The 21,107-nt window shown below is 43.8% G+C and carries 21 protein-coding genes and 2 pseudogenes; 6 read left to right on the top strand and 17 right to left on the bottom strand.

Annotated elements, in window-relative coordinates; translation table 11 throughout:
• Window positions 1-2: 2 nt before the first annotated feature.
• Genes G5B60_RS04850 through G5B60_RS04840 form a run of 3 tightly spaced genes read right to left on the bottom strand, consistent with a single transcriptional unit; the run spans window position 3 to window position 2,390 of the window.
• On the bottom strand, window positions 3-905 hold the full coding sequence (locus G5B60_RS04850) for an RluA family pseudouridine synthase (protein WP_164682952.1): 903 nt from the start codon (window positions 903-905) through the stop codon (window positions 3-5).
• On the bottom strand, window positions 902-1,744 hold the full coding sequence (locus G5B60_RS04845; protein ID WP_164682951.1) for an NAD kinase: 843 nt from the start codon (window positions 1,742-1,744) through the stop codon (window positions 902-904). The genes G5B60_RS04850 and G5B60_RS04845 overlap by 4 nt, the downstream gene beginning before the upstream one ends.
• Window positions 1,719-2,390 (bottom strand): GTP pyrophosphokinase, encoded by a 672-nt coding sequence (locus tag G5B60_RS04840; protein WP_164682950.1) that lies wholly within the window; start codon window positions 2,388-2,390, stop codon window positions 1,719-1,721. Before G5B60_RS04840 ends, G5B60_RS04845 begins: the two co-directional genes overlap by 26 nt.
• A 106-nt stretch (window positions 2,391-2,496) precedes the next feature.
• Here G5B60_RS04840 and G5B60_RS04835 point away from each other — a divergent pair, with 106 nt between their 5' ends.
• Window positions 2,497-3,084: a CYTH domain-containing protein gene (locus G5B60_RS04835; protein ID WP_164682949.1), complete on the top strand. Its 588-nt coding sequence runs from the start codon at window positions 2,497-2,499 to the stop codon at window positions 3,082-3,084.
• Between the two features lie 12 nt (window positions 3,085-3,096).
• On the opposite strand, the gene G5B60_RS04830 is transcribed toward G5B60_RS04835, so the two are convergent.
• Window positions 3,097-4,890 (bottom strand): heavy metal translocating P-type ATPase, encoded by a 1,794-nt coding sequence (locus tag G5B60_RS04830; protein ID WP_164682948.1) that lies wholly within the window; start codon window positions 4,888-4,890, stop codon window positions 3,097-3,099.
• A 155-nt stretch (window positions 4,891-5,045) separates the two neighbouring features.
• Here G5B60_RS04830 and G5B60_RS04825 point away from each other — a divergent pair, with 155 nt between their 5' ends.
• The 5 genes and pseudogenes from G5B60_RS04825 (at window position 5,046) to G5B60_RS04805 (ending at window position 9,036) form a co-directional block, all read left to right on the top strand.
• Window positions 5,046-6,011, top strand: a complete 966-nt coding sequence (locus tag G5B60_RS04825) for a ribose-phosphate diphosphokinase (RefSeq protein WP_164682947.1) — start codon at window positions 5,046-5,048, stop codon at window positions 6,009-6,011.
• Between the two features lie 30 nt (window positions 6,012-6,041).
• A complete protein-coding gene (locus G5B60_RS04820; RefSeq protein ID WP_277423804.1) occupies window positions 6,042-7,169 on the top strand; it encodes a cysteine desulfurase family protein in 1,128 nt (375 codons plus the stop codon).
• Between the two features lie 2 nt (window positions 7,170-7,171).
• Window positions 7,172-7,519: a DUF1831 domain-containing protein gene (locus G5B60_RS04815; RefSeq protein ID WP_115269800.1), complete on the top strand. Its 348-nt coding sequence runs from the start codon at window positions 7,172-7,174 to the stop codon at window positions 7,517-7,519.
• 145 nt (window positions 7,520-7,664) lie between these two features.
• Window positions 7,665-8,315: pseudogene (locus G5B60_RS04810) on the top strand (redox-sensing transcriptional repressor Rex).
• Between the two features lie 28 nt (window positions 8,316-8,343).
• Window positions 8,344-9,036, top strand: coding sequence for a gamma-glutamyl-gamma-aminobutyrate hydrolase family protein (locus G5B60_RS04805; protein ID WP_164682946.1), 693 nt, complete (start codon window positions 8,344-8,346; stop codon window positions 9,034-9,036).
• Here G5B60_RS04805 and radC read toward each other — a convergent pair.
• The 13 genes and pseudogenes from radC to G5B60_RS04740 form a co-directional block, all read right to left on the bottom strand.
• Complete coding sequence (gene radC, locus G5B60_RS04800) at window positions 9,033-9,719, bottom strand: RadC family protein (RefSeq protein ID WP_164682945.1); 687 nt, start codon at window positions 9,717-9,719, stop codon at window positions 9,033-9,035. The genes G5B60_RS04805 and radC overlap by 4 nt on opposite strands.
• Window positions 9,720-9,776: 57 nt before the next feature.
• Window positions 9,777-10,934 (bottom strand): AI-2E family transporter, encoded by a 1,158-nt coding sequence (locus G5B60_RS04795; protein ID WP_164682944.1) that lies wholly within the window; start codon window positions 10,932-10,934, stop codon window positions 9,777-9,779.
• Window positions 10,935-10,953: 19 nt separating this feature from the next.
• Window positions 10,954-11,790 (bottom strand): glycosyltransferase family 8 protein, encoded by an 837-nt coding sequence (locus G5B60_RS04790; RefSeq protein WP_164682943.1) that lies wholly within the window; start codon window positions 11,788-11,790, stop codon window positions 10,954-10,956.
• 180 nt (window positions 11,791-11,970) lie between these two features.
• Entirely contained in the window at window positions 11,971-13,236 is a 1,266-nt protein-coding gene (locus G5B60_RS04785) for a glycoside hydrolase family 1 protein (protein ID WP_164682942.1), read from the bottom strand.
• Complete coding sequence (locus G5B60_RS04780; protein WP_164682941.1) at window positions 13,233-14,690, bottom strand: glycoside hydrolase family 1 protein; 1,458 nt, start codon at window positions 14,688-14,690, stop codon at window positions 13,233-13,235. The genes G5B60_RS04785 and G5B60_RS04780 overlap by 4 nt, the downstream gene beginning before the upstream one ends.
• Window positions 14,691-14,712: 22 nt before the next feature.
• Window positions 14,713-15,990, bottom strand: a complete 1,278-nt coding sequence (locus G5B60_RS04775) for a PTS sugar transporter subunit IIC (RefSeq protein ID WP_164682940.1) — start codon at window positions 15,988-15,990, stop codon at window positions 14,713-14,715.
• A gap of 1 nt (window position 15,991) precedes the next feature.
• Window positions 15,992-16,306, bottom strand: coding sequence for a PTS sugar transporter subunit IIB (locus G5B60_RS04770; protein ID WP_164682939.1), 315 nt, complete (start codon window positions 16,304-16,306; stop codon window positions 15,992-15,994).
• On the bottom strand, window positions 16,299-16,631 hold the full coding sequence (locus G5B60_RS04765) for a PTS lactose/cellobiose transporter subunit IIA (protein WP_164682938.1): 333 nt from the start codon (window positions 16,629-16,631) through the stop codon (window positions 16,299-16,301). The genes G5B60_RS04770 and G5B60_RS04765 overlap by 8 nt, the downstream gene beginning before the upstream one ends.
• 111 nt (window positions 16,632-16,742) lie before the next feature.
• Window positions 16,743-17,963, bottom strand: coding sequence for a BglG family transcription antiterminator (locus tag G5B60_RS04760; RefSeq protein ID WP_164682937.1), 1,221 nt, complete (start codon window positions 17,961-17,963; stop codon window positions 16,743-16,745).
• Window positions 17,964-18,002: 39 nt separating this feature from the next.
• A pseudogene (locus tag G5B60_RS04755) lies at window positions 18,003-18,353 on the bottom strand (helix-turn-helix domain-containing protein); the annotation flags it as partial.
• A 56-nt stretch (window positions 18,354-18,409) separates the two neighbouring features.
• On the bottom strand, window positions 18,410-18,619 hold the full coding sequence (locus G5B60_RS04750; protein WP_164682936.1) for an HTH domain-containing protein: 210 nt from the start codon (window positions 18,617-18,619) through the stop codon (window positions 18,410-18,412).
• A gap of 128 nt (window positions 18,620-18,747) precedes the next feature.
• Window positions 18,748-19,461 (bottom strand): YoaK family protein, encoded by a 714-nt coding sequence (locus tag G5B60_RS04745; RefSeq protein ID WP_164682935.1) that lies wholly within the window; start codon window positions 19,459-19,461, stop codon window positions 18,748-18,750.
• 72 nt (window positions 19,462-19,533) lie between these two features.
• Window positions 19,534-21,099: an ABC1 kinase family protein gene (locus G5B60_RS04740; protein WP_164682934.1), complete on the bottom strand. Its 1,566-nt coding sequence runs from the start codon at window positions 21,097-21,099 to the stop codon at window positions 19,534-19,536.
• Window positions 21,100-21,107: the final 8 nt, after the last annotated feature.

Raw genomic sequence — 21,107 nt, 5'->3', positions numbered from 1 at the left:
AGTCAACTCCTTCTATTATTTTCTTTCAGTTCTATGATAACGCTATCAAAATCATCTGTCAAGCCAATTTCATGACAGCGCTGCTTTTTTGTGAAAGGGTCTGTAAATCTAAGAGAGTGACAATGCAAAGCTTGGCGAGTGATACCCAGAGCCATCCTCCCACCGTACAAATCATCGCCCAAAAGAGGAAAACCAATATGAGAAAAATGCACACGTATCTGATGAGTGCGCCCTGTGTGTAGCAACACATCCACCAAAGCCACATCACCAAATCGCTCCACCACTTGGTAGCTAGTATGCGCATACTTTCCAGACTTGTGGACACGTCTCGTGATGATACTATCGACATCCCTTGCAATCGGTGCGATAATCTCACCAGAATCTGGCAAGTCTCCCTCACCAGAAACCAAGGCATAGTAGCGCTTTTCAATGGACTTTGTCTGCAACTGCTTATCTAGTCTCGCATGGGCGTAGCCGTGCTTGGCAAAGAGCATAAGCCCACTGGTATCCTTATCCAGCCGCGTCACGAGATGCACCTGCTGGTTTGGGTAGCCCTTTTCTTGATAATAGTGCTTGATGAAATTCGCCATGGTGTTGGTGTGGTTCTTACTTGGGATACTTGCCACACCGTAGGGTTTATTGAGGACGAGAAAGTGGTCGTCTTCTGCGACGATATTCAGCTCTTTTTGGACTGGGATAAGCGTCTCATGAGGGGCTTCATCAGGGATGTCAATGGCTACTTTATCGCCGACATCAAGGAGATAAATGGCATTTTGCTCCACACCGTTGACCCAGATATTGCCACCCTTGAACTTAACCTTAGCCAACAAGCCTTTTGAAATATCGTGGCTTTTGAGAAGCGTTTTGACCTTGACTTGTCTGTCTGCTACAAACTCAAATCTCATGAATCGCACTCTCCGATAAAGGCATCCATGACACGCTCCCAAAAGCTGGTGTGACTTGGTGTTGCCACAAAGTGAATTTTCTTGCTATCAATGCTGTACTCAATCTTTTTGACATTGCGGTACTGCATGGGTTTATTGTCAATGGAAATAGTATAGAGCCCCAAGCGCTTTGGCACCACCTCAATAGCATCCTTTTTAGGGATGATGAGCGACGAGCCAATGGTGCGATAAACACGGTTGTTAAGACTTGAGATTTCAGTCAATTGCAGCGCTTCAATGGTTGGGTGTAAAATGGCTCCGCCCAGTGATTTGTTGTAGGCGGTGCTGCCTGTCGGCGTTGAGACAGACAGACCATCGCCACGAAAACGCTCAAACTTGACCTTGTTGATGACGACATCAGCCACCATAGTTTTTTCGATACGTTTAATGGTTGACTCATTGAGTGCACGCCCTTTGATAACACGCCCATCTGCTAGGGTAATCTTAACCTTAACGATAGGATAAGAAATGCTCTCTCCCTTATCCTGTCTGAGATTTTCAATCAGCTTATCCACCTCAAAGTCACGAGAGTCCGTGTAAAAACCCAAGTGCCCCGTGTGAATGCCAACAAAACGCACATGGTCTAGAGCCTTCTCGTACATATGAAAAGCAGACAGCAACATGCCGTCACCACCAATACTAATCACCACATCTGGATCTCTTTTGGTCAGGTAAAAATCATCAGCGTCCTTAAAAATCGCAAAGAGCTTGCCTGCAATGCGCTTACTCTGGTACTTGCCGTTACTAATAATCGCCACACGAGTGGGCTTTTTCTTATCGGTATAATTCATCTGTGTCATCGCTATTTCCTAAACCATCACTTAACTTTCTATTTTCAGGGTCAAATAAAAGCTGCGCTTCACGAATATCCTCACGGATTTTACGCATTTCCTCATCCAGCTCAAAAGCAATCTTAGCCGTCACTTCCAAACGTTTTTTGATTTCTTCAGGAAAATCACCTTGGTATTTGTAGTTGAGCGAGTGCTCAATAGTCGCCCAAAAATTCATGGCTAAGGTCCTAATCTGTATCTCAGCTAAAATCTTCTTTTGCCCATGAATGGTATCAACAGGGTACTCTACAATCACGTGATAAGAGCGGTAGCCGCTAGCTTTCATATGATGGATATAATCACGCTCCTGTACAATAGTCATGTCCTGACGTTTGCGTAAAAGCTCCAGCACATCATCAACGTCATCAACAAACTGCACCATAATACGAAGCCCAGCAATATCCTGCAAATCCGTCGCTAAATTTTCAAAACGAATATCACGCAAGACCATCTTTTCCTTAATACTCTCAATAGACTTGACACGTCCTGTCACAAACTCGATGGGCGAGTGTTTATTTTGCTTACGAAATTGCTTGCGAATACTTCTCAGCTTGATTTTCAACTCACCAACTGTCTGGATATAAGGGTCCAAAAAGGGTTCCCAGTCCATGCCCATACACTCTCTCCTCTAAGCCCATGACAAAACCTTGTCAAATGAGCCAATTTCTTATAAAATAAACTTAACGTTTATTATACCATAAAATTTCCAAAGGACGTGAACTATGAACCATCTTGAGATAGAATTTAAAACGATGCTGACAAAAGACGAGTTTAATCGTCTCAAGGCGCAATTTTCACACGTAGCACCTGTCACACAAACCAACTACTACTTTGATACTGAAAACTTCGATATGAAAGCCCACCGCATGTCACTGCGTATCCGCACCATCTCAAACGCAGCCGAGCTGACCCTAAAAATCCCAAAGGACGTCGGCAACTGGGAATACAATATCGCTCTGCCTATTGATGAAGCTAAAGAGATGATTAAAACAGGACAATTGCCTGAAAATGACATCACAAAGCGTATCAAAGACCAAGGGGTTGACCCAAGTGCGCTAGCAGTTTTTGGCTATCTCACAACCACTAGACGAGAATGCCAAACGGCGATTGGGCTCATGGCTTTAGATGACAATCAGTACGCTGGCATTCGTGATTATGAGCTTGAGCTAGAAGTGCTTGACGCTAAAAAAGGTAAGGATGATTTTGACAACTTCTTAGCCGAGCAAAGTATCAATTTCAAATACGCTAAAAGCAAGGTTGCCAGATTCAGTGCCACACTGAGAAACCAAAAGACAGATAAAAACAGCTAGAATTAGCTGTTTTTATCTGTCTTTTCTCGCTCTTAGCGCTGATAAAATGGATATGGTATCAATAACCTCCTGTAAGATAGCACCTAATAAAGCTGGGATAACACCAGTACTTGCTATCAACATCAATAAGAAACAAATACCAAGACCAATCCATACAGACTGTTTTGCAACAAGGAGCGTATCTTTTGAGATACCAACCAAGTCAGCCACTTTACTGAGGTCATCTTGGAGGATGACAACGTCCGCATTTTCACTAGCAGTTGTCGCACCGTGCGCTCCCATGGCAATGCCGACATCAGCTGCGACAAGCGCTGGAGCGTCATTGACCCCATCTCCTACCATGACTGTTGGGTGTTGGTCGCTTGGGGCGTCCTGCAGACGTTTGATTTTATCTTGGGGCAGACATTCTGCCTGCACTTGTGTGATACCAACTTCCTTGGCGACTTTTTCAGCGACAGCTTTTTTATCCCCTGTCAGCATAAGCACATTTTGAATGCCATAATTTTTAAGACGCTCTATGGTTTCCTTAGACTCTGGGCGAATGGTATCCTTAAAGCCGATGTACCCTAGATAGTGGTCGTCTTTTGAGACATAGATAGCAGTCTCATGCGCCTGCAAGTCACTAGACAAGTCAGCCATCAAGCTCGCCTTTCCTGCTCGGACGAGGTGCCCATCAATCTGACTTTCCACTCCCATGGCCGTTAGTTCCTTGCTAGAGGTCAGTGGCAACAAGTCTATGCCTTCTTGTTTAGCGTAATCAACCAAAGAACGAGCCAAAATGTGTGTAGATTCTTGCTCGCTACTAGCTGCAATCTGCAAGAGTTCTTCTTTTGAGACACCAGTATTTGGGACAATTTTATCCACCATGAGCTGACCATTGGTGATTGTGCCTGTCTTGTCAAAGGCGATTAATTTTGCTTTTTCGAGCATTTCAAAGCTGGTTGCTGACTTGATGACAATACCAGAGCGGCTTGAGCGACTCATCCCTGCCACAAAGGCAATGGGCGCTGCTAAAATCAAGGGACAAGGTGAAGCAACTACCAAGACCTGCGCAAAACGCATGACGTCACCACTGATGTACCAAGCAAGCCCACCAATGACAAAGGCAGCAACGGTAAATGGCACTGCATAGCGGTCTGCCAGACGCACAAAGCGGGCAGGCTTTTGCTCTGGTTCCTTGATGAGATTGACCAAGACTTGATACTGACTGTCCTTAGCCAGACGACTTGCTTTTATCCTGATGGCATTGTCGCCATTTATCGAACCAGACAGCACTTCGTCGTTAATCGTTTTATCTACTAGGAGTGACTCGCCTGTCAGAGAGGATTCATTGACGCTGGTCTCTCCTTGCACCACCACACCGTCAATAGGGATGACCTCGTTTGGGTTTACTAAAATAATATCGCCAATCGCTACGTCATCAACAGGGACATCAACCCAGTCTTCTCCTTTTTTCAGGTGCGCTTCTTGAGGTGAATTGTCCAAAAGCTCTCGCAGTTCTCGACCAGCCTGACGGCTTGCGTACTCTTCCAAGCTCTCACCGCCTGTCAGCATGATTAAAATCATCAGACTCGCCCAGTAGTCACCGACTAAAAGCGTCGTCACAATAGCAACAATAGCTAAGAGGTCAACACCATACTGACCATGACGAAGCGTCTTAATCATATCAACCAACATGACAAATGCCATACACCAACCAGCAATAGCAACCAAAAGGTAAGCGATGTGAGGCTGGTCAAAGCCAAACTCCATAACAAGCGCAAAGACACCAATCAGTGCTGTGATGATAAATTTTCTAAATCGCATTTTAATTCCTCGTTTATGTTTTCTTATTTAGAATGGTACCAAATAAGAAAACATAAAGCAAGTAATTTGACGCTAGAGGGTGAATTTTCTCCTCTTTTTTGATAAAATGAAAGTATTACTTTTATAAGGTTTATAATTAAAGGAGGTTCCAAGAAATGGTCGAACAATATGCCGACAAACCTATCAAGTTATTTTCACTCACTTCCAACCTTCCAATTGCTGAGAAGATTTCTGAAGTCTCAGGAATCCCGCTTGGAAAGGGTTCTTGCCGTCAGTTCTCAGATGGCGAGATTATGATTAACATTGAGGAAACCGTTCGTGGGGATGATATTTACATCATCCAGTCGACTAGTTTTCCAGTCAATGACAATCTTTGGGAATTATTGATTATGATTGATGCGTGTAAGCGTGCTAGTGCCAACTCTGTCAATGTTGTCATCCCATACTTTGGCTATGCTAGACAGGATCGTATCGCTGCGTCTCGTGAGCCAATCACAGCAAAACTTGTTGCTAATATGCTAGTCAAAGCTGGTGTTGACCGCTTATTGACACTTGATCTGCACGCTGTTCAAGTACAAGGATTTTTCGACATCCCAGTTGATAATCTCTTTACTGTACCGCTTTTTGCTGAACACTACTCACGTCTTGGCTTTACTGGTGAGGATGTTGTCGTTGTTAGCCCTAAAAACTCAGGTATCAAGCGTGCCCGCAGTCTCGCTGAAGTTTTAGACGCACCGATTGCTATCATTGACTACGCTCAAGACGACGCTTCTCGTGAAGAGGGCTACATCATCGGTGAGGTCGAAGGTAAAAAAGCTATCATCATTGACGACATCTTAAATACTGGAAAAACATTTGCTGAAGCAGCGAAAATTTTAGAGCGTGGTGGCGCTACTGACATCTACGCTGTTGCTAGCCATGGTCTCTTTGCCGGCGGTGCTGCTGATGTCTTGGAAGCTTCTCCAATCAAAGACATCGTCGTTACAGACTCTGTTCTGACAAAAGAGCGTGTCCCAGAAAATGTGACCTACCTCTCTGCGGCTGACCTCATTGCAAAAGCAATCGTGCGCATCCACGAGCGCCGTCCGCTCAGCCCATTGTTTGCATACCAAAAAGACTGATTTAGGTCTTTAAGAAAGGATTTGACCACTATCACACACACACCAATCTACTTAGACAATGCTGCTACTACTGCTATGACACCCTCAGTCATTGAAGCGATGACTGAGTTGATGACGACAGACTTTGGCAACCCCTCTAGTATCCACAGTTTTGGACGACAGGCAAACCAAAGGCTACGCACTTATCGTCAAACCTTGGCGCAGACGCTTGATGTCCCAAGCCATGAAATCATCTTTACCTCTGGAGCTACAGAAAGTAATAACCACGCCATTAAAGGCTATGCTCTTGCTAACCAGGAGAAGGGAAAACACCTCATCACAACAGAGATTGAGCACCACTCTGTCCTACATACTATGGCGTATCTGGAGGAGCGCTTTGGATTTGAAGTGACCTATCTCAAGCCACAAAACGGTCAGATTACAGCTGATATGCTCAAAGAAGCGCTACGAGATGACACTATCCTAGTCAGTGTCATGTACGCTAACAATGAAACAGGGGACTTGCTTCCTATCGCTGAAATGGCAGAGGTGCTTCAAGACCATCAAGCTGTTTTTCACGTGGACGCTGTGCAGGCTTTTGGTAAGCTAGCGCTAAGACCGCATGAGTTGGGGATTGATTTTCTTTCTGCTTCTGCGCATAAATTTCATGGACCAAAAGGTGTCGGTATTTTATTTGCTAAGGCACATCACATGGATAGCCTTCTTCACGGTGGTGAGCAAGAGGAAAAGCGCCGAGCTAGCACTGAAAATATGGTAGGCATTGCCGGTATGGCACAGGCAACGGCTGACGCTATGCTTCATTTGGATGAAAACTACCGCAAGGTAGAACAACTCAAAGAAACTTTCCTAGCAGATCTAGACGGTGTGGACTACTACATCAACGGTAGCGACACAAGAATGCCGCATGTCTTAAATATTGGGTTCCCCAGTCAATCAAACAGTGTGCTCTTGACACTGCTTGATTTGAAAGGCTTTGCTGTCTCCACTGGCTCTGCTTGTACAGCTGGGACGGTTGAGCCTAGTCATGTCCTAACCAGCTATTATGGTAGCAACTCTAAGCGTTTGGCGGAGTCTATTCGTATAAGCTTTTCAGACCTCAACACCCTAGAGGAGGTCACACTTCTTGCCCAAGCTTTAAAAGAAATCATAGGGAGATAACCATGGCTTTTGAAACTGAAATTCATCTGGCTGATTGCCCGTTTATCTACACTATCAGCCCAAACATCAAAAAATATACACTACGTGATACGACCTTTGTGCAAAATAAAGTCGGCAATTTTGAATTAACACGACTGCTTGAGGAAGTGCCCAATTCTGGTGACGGCTTTCCTCTTAAAATCACGATTAACAAAGATTTAACAGCTTTTAAACTTGTCATTACAGACAAGTCGGGGCTTCGCTTGGTCAATATTTTCAAAAATAAAGACCTCAAAATTTTGCAAGACAAGTTCTACTTTTTAATGGATAGCCTGGTAGAGCGTGATGTCTTTACCAAAAGAGAGGCTTAATAACACGAAAAAATCTTATGCCAACATAAGATTTTTTTAGATAAAAGGCTCCATTTGTTGCTATTTTCACAAACTTTTTGATACAATAAAAGAGATGACACTTATCAACTATAGTAAATTCCTTACATCTAGGAGGTGTTGTTTCATGACTATTGATAAGTCTATTCCTAAGGCAACGGCAAAACGCCTGCCACTTTATTACAGGATTTTTAAACGGTTTAACACCAACAATTTTGAAAAAGCCAGCTCAAAACAGATTGCAGACGCTATTGGGATCGACTCAGCGACGGTGCGTCGTGACTTTTCCTATTTTGGTGAGCTGGGGCGTCGTGGATTTGGCTATGATGTGAAAAAACTCATGAATTTTTTTGCCGATATTCTAAACGACCACTCAACGACCAATGTTATGCTGGTGGGGTGTGGTAATATCGGACGAGCGCTTCTACACTACCGCTTTCATGACCGCAATAAAATGCAAATCACGCTCGCTTTTGACCGTGATGATAATAGCCTAGTCGGCACTAAAACCGAAGATGGCATTCCTATCTATGGGATTTCAACCATAAAAGAGCACTTAAAAGACCAGTAGATCGAAACAGCGATTTTGACCGTTCCTAGCTTGCAGGCTCAGGAAGTTGCTGATATTCTCGTTGACGCTGGTATCAAAGGCATTTTGAGCTTTTCACCTGTTCACCTCAATGTGCCAAAAGATGTGATTGTCCAGTATGTAGATTTGACGAGTGAGTTGCAGACCTTACTGTACTTTATGAGTCAAGCCCATGATCAGACAAGCTAGCAAAAACAACTTAGAGAAAGGAGAGAACATGGTAAAACCAATTATTGGGATTATGGGAAACCAACGCATTAAAAAAGACATCAACCTCCCGTGGTCATATGCCCCAACGGGCTTTGTCAAGGGGGTACAACGAGCTGGAGGGCTACCACTTATCCTGCCAATCAGTAGCGAAGAAGACGCTAAAACCTACGTCTCTATGGTGGACAAGGTCTTGTTGATTGGTGGGCAAAATGTCGAGCCTAAATTTTATCAAGAAGAACGTCACGCTAGTGAAAACGATTTCTTTCTTGAACGTGATGTCTTTGAGCTAGCTGTCATCAAGGAAGCTATCAAGCAGAAAAAGCCCATATTTGGTGTTTGCCGTGGACTGCAGCTGATGAATGTGGCACTTGGTGGTACGCTGAACCAAGACATCAAGGGGCATTGGCAAAGTGAAGAAGGCAATGTCAGAACGCACCCTGTCGTCATCAAAAACGATTGCATTCTCTCAAAAATCTACGGTGCACATGCACAGATCAACTCTTTTCACCGTCAAAGTATCAAAACAATGGCAGAGTCTCTAAAACCTATCGCCTTTGACCCCGATACAGGGATTGTTGAGGCGGCGGTTTCGGTGGATAAAACCATCACCTTTTTAGGCGTTCAATGGCACCCAGAATTGCTCATTGATGATAGTGCCAAGGATATGGCGCTCTTTGACTACTTTGTCAATGAACTCTAATCGCAAAGCACCTCTCCTTCTTCTCGAAAACTGTAATACTCTTTTTGTCCGACAATGATATGATCCAAGCAGACAATGCCAATCATCTGGCAGGCTGCTTGGATTTTTTCAGTGAACTTTTTATCATTTTGACTTGGTGTGGCACTGCCTGAGGGATGATTGTGCACGATGATGAGACTCGTTGCCATATTTTTACAGGCATAATAGAGAATCTCACGAGGTTCAGCGACCGAACGTCGCACCGTTCCGATGAAAATCGTCTTTTGCTCGATGATACGATTTTGCGTGTCCAAATAGAGAGCAATCAAGTGCTCTTGCTTGCTATCAGAGAGCTCTAGCATCATACGGCGTGCCAACTGCTGGCTGCTTAAAATCTGGTCTGCACGCTTATACTCAGAATCTTGGATACGCCTTGCCAGCTCAATCATGGCTTTTAGCTCGAGAGACTTGACCTTGCCGATTCCTTTGATTTGCTGCAATTCTTGTAAAGACAAGTGTTTAAAATCAGCTAGAGAGGTCATCTGGTTGATGATTTGCATTGAAATGTCAAGGACAGGCATTTCCTTGGTACCAGTTCTTAAAAGGATTGCTAATAACTCGTGATTGCTTAATTTGTCAGCTCCTAGAGCCTGCAGGCGTTCTCTTGGGCGTAATTGCTCAGCTTGATTCTGGATTTCATACATATTAAAAATACCTCCACTCATCCTATCCGTAAAAGGACAGGTAAGTGAAGGTATTTCTTATTCGTCAATAATTTCAGATGGTATCTTTTGGTCAGGGTTGTCTAAATCCACTGACTGGCGCTTTGCCACTTGGTCTTTGATGATTTGATAGATACTAGCTGCAATAGGAACAGCCATAAGCATTCCCAGAAAACCATAGAGGCTTCCACCGATGGTAATAGCCACCAAGACCCACATTCCAGGAAGTCCAATCGAGCCACCAACGACACGAGGGTAGATGAGATTACCCTCAAACTGCTGCAGGATAATCATAAAGATAACAAAGGCAACCGCCTGAGGGACAGACTGGGTAACGATAAGGAAAAAGCCAATCGTCACACCTATGTATGCCCCAATCACAGGGATAAGGGCTGTAAAAGCGACCAAAACGCCAATCGTGCTAGCATAAGGAAAACTTAGTATCATCATACCAATAGCAGTCAAGGTCCCTAAAATCATGGCTTCTAGCGTTTGACCCACGATGAAACCGTGAAAACGTTTGTGCAAAATCCCAATGACATAGTGCATTTTTTTGGCATACTTACCTGCAAAGGTATCAATCAAGAGATTAAACTGACGTCCAAGTTTTTCCTTGTTGCCCAGAACGTAAAAAGAAAAAATCACGCTCATAAAGACATTGATAAAGGTCTGTGCGATAGAGGTCACAGAGGTCATGAGTGACATCAAGGCTGTCAGCACTTGTTTTAAAATCTGTTGCCCAAAGTTTGTGACTTGTGAGACAATTTCCTTGTCTGAGCCGACATAGTTAATCACTCTTGCAATATGCGGATTTTGATTGATTTCTTTGATGAGCTTTGTGATGATGGAGGGATCGATATTCATCAGCGAGCTGATACTTGCGATAAGGTCTGGCAGGATAATCGAAAAGAGCCAGATAATGACAACCACAAAGGTCGTATAGGCAAAAATCATCGACAGCGGACGCTTGAGCCCTTTCATAAAGGCAACGTTCTTAAACAGCCAGTCATAGCCTATCTCGTAAAGAGACATGACGATATTGACCACATAAGCCACTGCTGCTCCAATTAAGAATGGCTGCGCTGCTTTAAAAACAGTGCTTACAATAGAGGCTGCTGCATCCCAATAATTTAAAACAGCCAAAAAGAGTATAAACAAAGCAAGTAAATAGTAAACTTGTTTTTTTCCAAAACGCATAATTTTTTCAATACCTCAATTATAATGTTGTAGACAAATGTCTCACATGGTGATAATAGTGCTTATACAAAGCAGCATAGCGCCCTCTGTAGCTGTCCTTCCACGGCTTATCACGACCACAAAAATGCAAAAAAACAGTGTGCTCAATCACCCAGTTTAAGTCCCATTCCCCAAAACTCCTAGCATAGTAGAGTGTGTTGTAGCGTGCGTCATAGTTGTAGATACTATCTGGGACAAGCTCCACCAAGTGCCCATACAGCGCATTTAAAATATCCTGATCAGGCAGCAACAAGAGCGCTCCTTTTTTCTGGATATAATCTAAAATGGCAGAGCGTTTGACCGTTTTTCGGATTTCAGTGAGATTCATCAGCAAAACGCCAGTGTTGTAATAGCAGTCTGTCTCAAAATTTTGCAAGCGCAGCTTATTGACAAGCTCTGGGATGTTGCTATCTGCGGTATGGCTACTAGCAGCGTAGCATTTGCCGGACAAATCCATCTCGTAAAATGGCACAATGTCGTTAAGACACAAGATATCAGCATCCACATACAGGATACGCTCTAGATCTGCTGGCAAAAACTCGTGTGCGAGCAGACGGTAGTAAATCGTCTCTGGATAGCGGTCTGTCGTTGGCGCATCCTTAAAAGCATCATCTCCCATGACAACAGGGTGATAAGACACACCCAACTGCTCACAAAAAAGGGCAATCGTCTCATTTTGCGCTAGGGGTTGCTTTTGCATGACATAGACATCAAACGACGCCTTAGAACTATTGGTCACAATGGAATACAACGTCACCATAAACTGCTCAACGTAGTGGTCATCAATAGCAAATAACAAATGAATCGAAGAGTTCACAGGCTCAATCCTCTCTAAAAGTACATCTGTTACAATTATACACGATTTTACACAAAAATGCCCCCTTTATCAGCAAATAGGCAAAGAAATCTGTAGTTTTAGAAAAAGACGCAACTAAGTCATTATAAAAAGGCAAACAATACTTAGATTTGTTTACCTTTACTTTAAGTATCTTTGATACTAATGCTTATTTTTAAATCTCTCCAGCTGCTGACCGAGGTAAGACAGACTTAGTTTGACCTGACGTTCCTGAGTCTGACGGTCGACAGCAATGAGACCAAAGGTCATGGAGTAGCCCTTTTGCCACTCAAAGTTATCCAACAAAGACCAGTAAAGATAGCCTAAAATCGGAAGACCGTCCTCTCTACACCGAGCGAGTCCAGTCAAAGCTTGATCGATGAAGGAAATGCGCTGTTCATCATCTGCTGTTGCTATCCCATTTTCTGTCACCAAAAGGGGAATTGAGAGTTGACTTGCGACACGACGTAGGACATGCTCTAGTGCTTGGGGATAGACCTCGTAGCCCATCTGAGTCAAGGGAAGGTCTCCTGATGGTGACATAGTGCCCTGACTATTCACGACCTTACGAGTATAGTTTTGCACACCTAGAAAATCGTCCTCTTCTAGAACAGGCAGGTAGTGGGAAAATTCCTTGTCCCAAGCCTGCTCAGCAAGTGTTTCACCACCTAGTGAGGCTTGAAAATCATGCAGAGAGAGGGTCAAGCCTACTTGCATGTCAGGTCTCAAGGACTTGATAGCTCTTCTAGCCTTGATATGAGCCTGCATGATGATAGTATCTCCCTTCTCTGTCCTTGGCGAGAGGAAAAAAGCCGGTGTCTCTGCTCCAAAAGCAGCCTGGTAGTCCTTTCGCAGCAAGAGCATTTGTTCAGAAAAACGGGAGACCGTGTTGATCCCTACTTGGACACTGCTCGCTGTTCCTTTCAGTCGCTCCGCAATCATGTCTGCCAGTTGTAGGCCCATATTGGCCTCATTGATAGTGCAGATGTAGCTCAGCTGGTCACCCAGTTCAGTCACAATCAGGCTAGCATAGGCCGCAAACCAATCTGCTACCGCTGGATTTTCCCAACCGCCCTGCTCAATCACCCATTTGGGAGAGGAAAAATGGTGAAGGGTCACGATCGGCGTCAGACCTAGCTCATGACAGTAGGTTAATTTTTCACGGTAATGCGCCAACTCGCCCTGATCAATCTGCCCCTGAGCCGGCTCGAGCCTCGCCCACTCGATGGTAAAGCGATAAGCATTAAGCCCAGCCTGCTTGAGGAGCTTCAAGTCCTCTTTGTAGAGATGATAATGGTCAAGCGCCTGTCCTGACGGTTCCGCAAAGGTCGTGTGGGGCAGGTGCTCCGCCGCCCAAGTGTCGCTACGGTCATTATTTCCCTCTACCTGATGAGCAGAAGTTGCCGCTCCTAGTAAAAATTTGGTCATGTATGAGCCTCCTCTAAGCTCTTGCCATTGCTAGCAATCACAGCCTGATACCAGGCAAACGACTTCTTTTTCAGACGTTTTTGGCTACCTTGACCGTAATCGTCCTGATCCACATAGACCAGACCGTAGCGTTTAGACATCTCGCTCGTGCTGGCACTGATCAGGTCAATCCACCCCCATAAGGTATAGCCCAGTACAGGAACCCTTTCATCCAAGGCCTTGCCAAGCTCTCTCAAATGAGCTGATAGGTAGGCGATCCGATAGGTGTCCTCAATCTCTCCATCAGCACTCACGGTGTCACGCGCACCCAGACCATTTTCAAGGACAAAAAGCGGAATTCCGTAGCGATCATAGAGCTTATGAAGGGTCACTCGCAAGCCAACCGGATCAATCTGCCAGCCCCATTCACTGGTTTTTAGATAAGGATTTTTCTTGGTGTAACCTAGATTGCCTGCAGTTTTTTCAGTTGTCTTATCTGTGCCAGATAAGCCTGACATATAATAGCTAAAGCCTAAAAAATCAACGCATCCCTCTTTCAAAATGGCTACGTCTTCTGGAGCTAGGACAGGAGTTAAGCCTGTCTCAGCCCAAGTCTGCAAGAGGTAGTTGGGATAGCTCCCCTTGACCATGACATCCGCATAAGCGAAGTTCTTTTGGTCATTCTGGATAGTCAAAAGACTATCCTCTGGTGCACAAGTCTCTGGGTAGGACTCAAAGCGTGCAATCATGCCGCCGATCTTGGCATCTGGAATGATCCGATGACAAGCCGCAACAGCTAGGCTACTTGCCAGCAATTGATGGTGGGCTGCTTGGTGCTTAGCCGCCTCCAAATCAGCCACCTGATCGGCCAGCATACCGCCGCTAATAAAGGGCGTCAGGGAAATGATATTGAACTCGTTAAAGGTCACCCAGTATTTAACCTTGTCCTTGTAACGTTCAAAGAGCAGGCTGGCATAGCGAACAAAATCATCTACCGTTTTACGAGACAGCCAGCCATTTTGCTTGAGCGTCAAAGCCAGCGGAAAGTCATAATGAGAAAGAGTAATCAAAGGAGCAATACCGTAGCTAAGACAAGTATCAATCACTTGGTCATAAAAGGCCAAGCCTGCCTCGTTGGGGATGGGATCATCTCCATTCGGAAAGATCCGACTCCAAGAGATGGACATACGATAGACAGTAAAGCCCAATTCTGCCATCAGGGCGATGTCTTCCTCATAATGGTGGTAAAAATCAATGCCTATTCGTTTGGGATAAAAGCCTGTTTGATCTTCCATAGCCGCTTTCACCTCAGCTCGTGTCATAGCCTTGAGCATGGATTGGCGTGGGTCTGTGATCTTTTCATGATAGGGGAAAACATCTGCTGTACTCATGCCGCGACCGTCTCGGTCAAAGGCACCTTCAATCTGGCTGGCAGAAGTCGCTCCGCCCCATAGAAATGTATCTGGAAATGGCATTTTTCTCCTCCTTCTACTGAGTCTAAGCTGCCTCACGAGCAGCTTCTAGTTTGAGTTCGTCCTTGTCCAAACTCTTCAAAAATGGATAATAGATGGCGATAGACAAGGCTGCAAAGACTAACTGAAAGAGTGCTACTCGCCAGCCACCTTGCAAGAACCCTTGCACAGCAATAGGCATGCCAGATGGCAGACCGACCCCAATCAAACGTGGCAAGACCCCAATAACCGTTAGAAAATATGCTGTTATTAGAGAAATAATCGGTGCAAAAACATGCGGAATCAAGAGTTTCAAGTTCATAATGATAGGTGTTCCGAAAATCAGAGGCTCGGTAATCCCAAAGATACTCGGTACAACCGCCAATTTTCCTAAGGTCTTGTAACGCTGGCTGTGCGCCAAAAGCATAGCAATAGCCAGCCCTAAGCCCCAACCAGAAAAAGAGTAAGTCGTATAGAAAGCAAGACCTGTAATATTTGGTAGCTGACTAACTCCTTCATTAAAAGCCGTCAGATTAGCTAAATCAGCAGGACGCCAAGCAATCGCCGCTAGAGGAATAACTACCATAGGACCGTGGATACCAAGAACCCAAAGGATTTGAGCAATAAAGGTCATCAGCAAGATAGCCCAGATGTTAGAGCCCACGCTTTGTAAAGGCAGCTGCAAAAGAGAATAAATGGTTTGATGAAAAGAACCAAAAGGCGTCAAACTGAATAAATAAGACAAAACTGCAAAACCACTAACAATAATCAAGCCTGGGATAATACTAGCAAAACTAGATGAAATCACAGGGGGCACTGAATCTGGCAACTTGATGGTCCAACCTCTTTCCTTGATAAAGACAAAAGCCATCCCAACTACAAAACCAACTATCATAGCACTAAAGAGTCCTTGTGCTCCCAGACAGTTTGTTGGCAAAAAATGACTGGTCATTCCGTAGCTATTGGTCTCTGTCTTGAAAGGCGTAATGGCTAAAAATGAAGCTATAGCCACCAGCCCTGCCATGGCACCGCTCTGTTTTTTCTGAATAGCATAGTGATACGCCATCCCAAATACGGTATAGAGTGCAAAAAAGTTGATAGTCACCAAAATAATGGTATCTAAAATCGCTTTAATTCCGATCGTAGCTAAAAAGTCCTGAAATCCCCCGATCTGAATACTGAGCAAAATAGTTGCAAAAGATCCTGCCATAATCGCTGGCATAGATACCATCAGCCCTGCTGTGATTGTCTTGACAAAAGTACTATTTTGCACCTTGCTTGCCCAAGGATCAATCTTTTGTTTCCATACTTCAAACTTATTCATGCTATTTTGCCTCCTCAATGAGTGCTAGTCCATCTTTTAAAATTTTTTCTCCATTTAACATGCCATAGTCCATCAGATCGATGACAGCAATTGGAAAACCTGCGTCACGATAGCGTTCTTGTAAAGGTGCTAACAAATGACCAATCTGTGGTCCTAGGAGGAGCAAATCAACTGTCTCTCCCTGTTCCTCAAAAGCAGTCTCTGATTGTGCTGCAATATCAGCTTTCAAACCTAGCTGGTCTGCTGCTTCCCTCATTTTTTGTACTACCATAGAAGTTGACATGCCCATGGCACAAATCAAGCGAATTTTAATCATTTTTTATTCCTCCTTGTTTTACAATGTCAATCAGTTCTACCGCCAAATCACGCACCGTCATTGCGTTCATCAGATGATCCTGTGCGTGCACCATCAACAGACTCACCTTACTACTCTCTTCCTCTAGGATTTCTTGCTGAATCAAATCCGTCTGTATCCGATGAGCTTGAAGCAGTGCTTGGTTACACTCAGCTATGAGGGTATCCGCCTGTTCAAAATCATGACTTTTTGCACTGCGAATCGCCTGAATAGCTTTACTTCTAGCATCGCCACCATGAACAATCAGTGCCATGATTGCTTGTTCTTGTTGCTTGTCTTTTTTCATTTTGTAAGCGCCTCCTTTACACTCTTTATTGTAGGATAAGACTCAAAAAGTCTCCAACCAAAAAAATACCGTAATCAAAACGGTAGTCTTGAAAACGGTATCTTTTATGATTTAATTTGAGATTAAAGTGATAAAATTTGAAAACGTAGGCTGACGCTTGAGAGCTGTAATCTTGTCTTTATTAAAGAGAAAGCTACTCGTCTTACGGTAAAATAATTCTAAATCAGGTTGATTACCTTTTTTTAAATGGACCAGAATGACCAAGCTAACTTTATAATCATGCCAAAGAATCGGCTTATCCAATAAACCCACTTCTACAAAATTGCGTTCAAAAAGTGGCTGCTCAGGATGGGGTGTTGCAGCTAAACCCGAAATATCAGTAGCTACACGCTCTTCCCGACGCAAAACAGATTGATAAAAATCCGATTTTTCACTATCTGTCAAATCCAGTTTATCAATTAACATTTTGATAGCTGTTTCTTTATCCTTAACAGTCAAATGTGGAAAGAAATAATCTTCTTGGTAAAAAGCAGTTAACGCAGCTTGGTTGTTATTAAAAAACAATTGTTTGTATTTTGCTAGCTCTTCGTCTGTCATAACCAGAGGCGTCTCAATAACCTCGACAGGCACCTGTTCGGTCAAGGGAACAGGTGAAAAAATGACATCAATTTGTTGAACGTCAAACGGAAAATCCGCTAAATTCTCAGTCGTCGTTTCGTAAATATGGTTTAGTTGAGTTCCAAAATAATGTTCAAACTGCATGCGATAAAATTGACGGCTTGAACTAGCCTGTGGGCTAATGAGCAGGATATTTTTACTTATTGTTTGACCATAGTCCACTGCTGATGAAAAAATCATAGCAAGAAAGCCTATTTCATCATCTGGAATTTGTTTTTCAAAGTAAGCTTCCAGCACCTCGGCTGCCGTTTTGGCTATCATATAAGAAAACGAATAGTTCTGCTTCAGTTGATAAACCATCGGGTGCTGACTATAAATATCATATTTGATACGAAGCGTCATGGCAAAGAGGTGAAGAAAAAGTTGTTTTTGAAGAGTAGCATTATGAGATAAATCTAGCGAGAATTCTTGCCTAATCTTGTCAAAAATACGTTCAATTTGCAAATTGAGACCATCTACGATAATGGGATGTAAGTGCGCATGTTCTAAGGCATAAGAGGATAACTTTGTCATCAAACTTATCGCTAAAATGCGACCATCAGCCTCCGTTAAAAGTGACTCAAATTGACCATTGATTCGCTGAACTATCACTTGTCCTAACTGAGCAAACTCTGGAGTTAAAACAAAGTCAATAGCCTTCCTGTCTAAGGTCACCTGTTTTTCTTTTTTACACCTCAAAAGAGCGATTTCTAATTACTGTAAAATAGGTAGCAGACTGCTATGAGACATATTTAGTTGTGCCTGAGCTAGTTGTTCTGACACGATTTTTTCTAAATTTTCTCTTTCACTCTGACTGAGTTGATCAGGAAGTAAAGTTGATAGCGTTTGCCAGCTAGTCTGCAAACAAACACGTTTCTTATACTCAGATCCAGCCACTATCAGACCTCGACTCGGTAAACGCTCTAAACTTAACTGAAAATGAGATAAATAAATGTCAACAGCCTTTAAATCTTCAGTTAAGGTGTTTAAGGAAACATAAACCAAATCCATCAACGTTTCCTTAGTGGTAACGTCCAATATAATAAGATACTGGATAATTTTAGCAACTCGTTCTTGAGCAGAGTAGTGAGCAGTTTCGTTACACTCTCTCCCTGACTGCGTTAAAAATGTTTGATAAGCCGCACTAAAAGATGAAGACCTTTGCCTTGTTTAGAAATAATCTGAGTCCCCAAAGGTTCTAAATCATCATTAAGTTCAGCTACATATTTGCGCACAGTTTTTTCGCTCTTCCCAACCAACTGTGCAATGACTTTTGTAGGAATAAAACGCTCTCCTAATAATTGAAGAATCGTTAATTTTACCTTATTCATATGAACCTCCAATAATAACTCTATTGTTATTTTACCACATTCTGTAGCAGCTCTAAAATGTCGGGACAAAAGTAATCTGTTTTGAATGGAACTGAATTAAACTTTGAATAATGTTGTGTACTCCCACTTCAATCCATTTTTGTCAATATTTGATTATCAAAGTCAATGGTGCTCTCTTCTGGATGCTTCTCAAAGAGAAGGTAGGCGTTTATCATCAAGAGGGGGATGAGGACGGTATAGAGCGCATACTCGCCGATGATTTGCGTAAGCAGTGCTGCTGCAAAGGCGCCTAGGCAAAAGGTCAAGAGGACCCAAGCAATGTGTAAGCCTTTTGAGATGGCTTTGCGGTCCTTTTGGAGAAAGCCTGTTGTGAGCTGCTGGGAGATACGCTTGATGTTTCCAATCATCATGATATTGGCGTAAGCCTGCCCCCGCACACGCTTAAAGGTATCTAGCTGCATGGCTGCACAAAAGGACAGACCTGAGATGGTCGCATTGTGCCCTACAAATGGCGAATAAACAGCTACAATAGCAACACCAATCGTTATCAAGCAACTACTGACAAAGTGCCAATGGTAGCCTTTTTGCCGAACCAAGGGCTCTAAAAAGACATTAACCGACTGCCCCAGAGCAAAAAAGAGCACCGGCACAAGATAAGTCAGCGATAAAAAGACATGCCCATCTGCCAAATGCACCATCATGTTGATGAGATTTCCCGTCTGGAGACCTGCAAAGCGCTGATTTTGCGTGGTGAAGGTGTAAGCGTCTAAAAAGCCACTGACAAAGGTTAAGAGCGCCGCAAACCGCAGACGCTCAAAGATACGAAATGTTTGTTTTTCCAAGAAATCTGACTCCTCTAAAAAATCACTACCTTTTTATTGTACCGATTATCTAGTAAAATTTCAAGACCTGTTTTATTTGGTTAGTGTGACCACAAGGACGATAAAAACGAGAAGCGCTAAAGCAAAGCAGAGCCACATAACTCCAGCCAACTGTGCTGAAAAGGACAGCAGAGCTCCTGTCAGCATAAAGGTCAAAAAGAGCAGAGCTAGTACAAAGCGATTAGCGACATTTTTTAGGGTCTTGATACGATTAGAGTAATCATAGAAATCATGATTGACGAGGATACGTCCATTTAGGATTTGCTCTAGGAGCTGATTGAGGCGTCTTGGGACATTTTTGCCGTTTTTAAGCAGGTAAAAGAGCTCAATCAGCAGCGTTTCTTTATTAAGCGACTGCTTGAGCATGTCTGGACCCATATTTTGCAAAAAGTAGTTTTTAGCAAGGGTCATAAGATCCACATCTGGCGCCAAGGTCTGAAAAATCCCCTCGACCTGCAGCGCAGCTTTTTCCAAAATGGTAATCTGAGCCGACGCTTTCAAGCGATTGCGGACAAAAATGGACACCAAATCCTCCAGCAAATCCGTAATAGACAGCTTGCCCAGGTCGAGATTGCCATACTTTGCCAACATCCGCTCGATGTCATGGCTGAGCTCTACTTTGTTGAGGGAGGTGTCAAAGTCCGTCATAGCCAGCACAGCCCGTGTCATGCCGTCCACATCTTGCGCTGTAAAACCATAGAGAATATCGTTTAGCGCCGAGCGCATGCCCTCCTCAAGCTGCCCCATAATCCCAAAGTCAATAAAGTAAATCTTGTTGTTACTGATGATGAGATTGCCAGGGTGCGGGTCGCCATGAAAATAACCATCCTTAAAGACCTGCTTGATAAAACTCAGCATGAGCTTACGCCCAATATCCTCCAAATCATAGCCAGCAAGCAAAAGCTGGTCATAGTGATTGATAGGAATGCCCTCGATATACTCCTCGACAATCAAGCGCTCCGTCGTGTAGCTATTATAAACCTTAGGCACGCCAACACAGCGAACCGAACGATTAGTCTCTTTAAAGCGTATCATAGCTTGCGCTTCGTGACGAAAATCAATCTCATACAAGAGCGACGCTTTTAGTTGCAAGAGCACTTCGGTCAAGTCCACCATAGGAATGAAATGCTTTGGAATACGGCGTGACAGCTTGATGAGGAGATTGAGATCCTCTTGGACGATTTCTGCTAAGTGTGGGCGCTGGATTTTGAGGACAACCTGCTGACCAGATTTTAAAGTAGCAAGATGTGTCTGGGCAACGGAACCGCTCGCCAAAGGCTCGCTCTTAATCTCCTCAAAAACGTCCGCTATGGGCTGAGTAAGCTCTGCTTGAATAGCAGACATGACCACATCTGTCTCTAGCGGCAGGACATTATTTTGCAGTTTGCTAAGTTCAGTGATGTAGGCTTCTGGCAAAAGGTCATCACGTGTAGAGAGGATTTGCCCAATCTTGACAAAGCTAGGTCCCAGCTGTTCAAAGGCAAGACGCAGTTTTTGCGGAGCTTCTTTATCCTCATCTGCTTTTCGTCTGTCCTTTAAGCTGGTTAGCCCGACAGAGGAGAAGGCTCCGACAATTTCTCTAAGGCGCTTGGTTGACATAGGCGCTC

Origin of the sequence: Streptococcus hyointestinalis, assembly GCF_011039275.1 — a bacterium.
GTDB classification, from domain to species: Bacteria; Bacillota; Bacilli; order Lactobacillales; family Streptococcaceae; genus Streptococcus; species Streptococcus hyointestinalis_A.
Note: the sequence above shows the minus strand (reverse complement) of the source record. Positions and strands in the feature narration are given on the sequence as shown.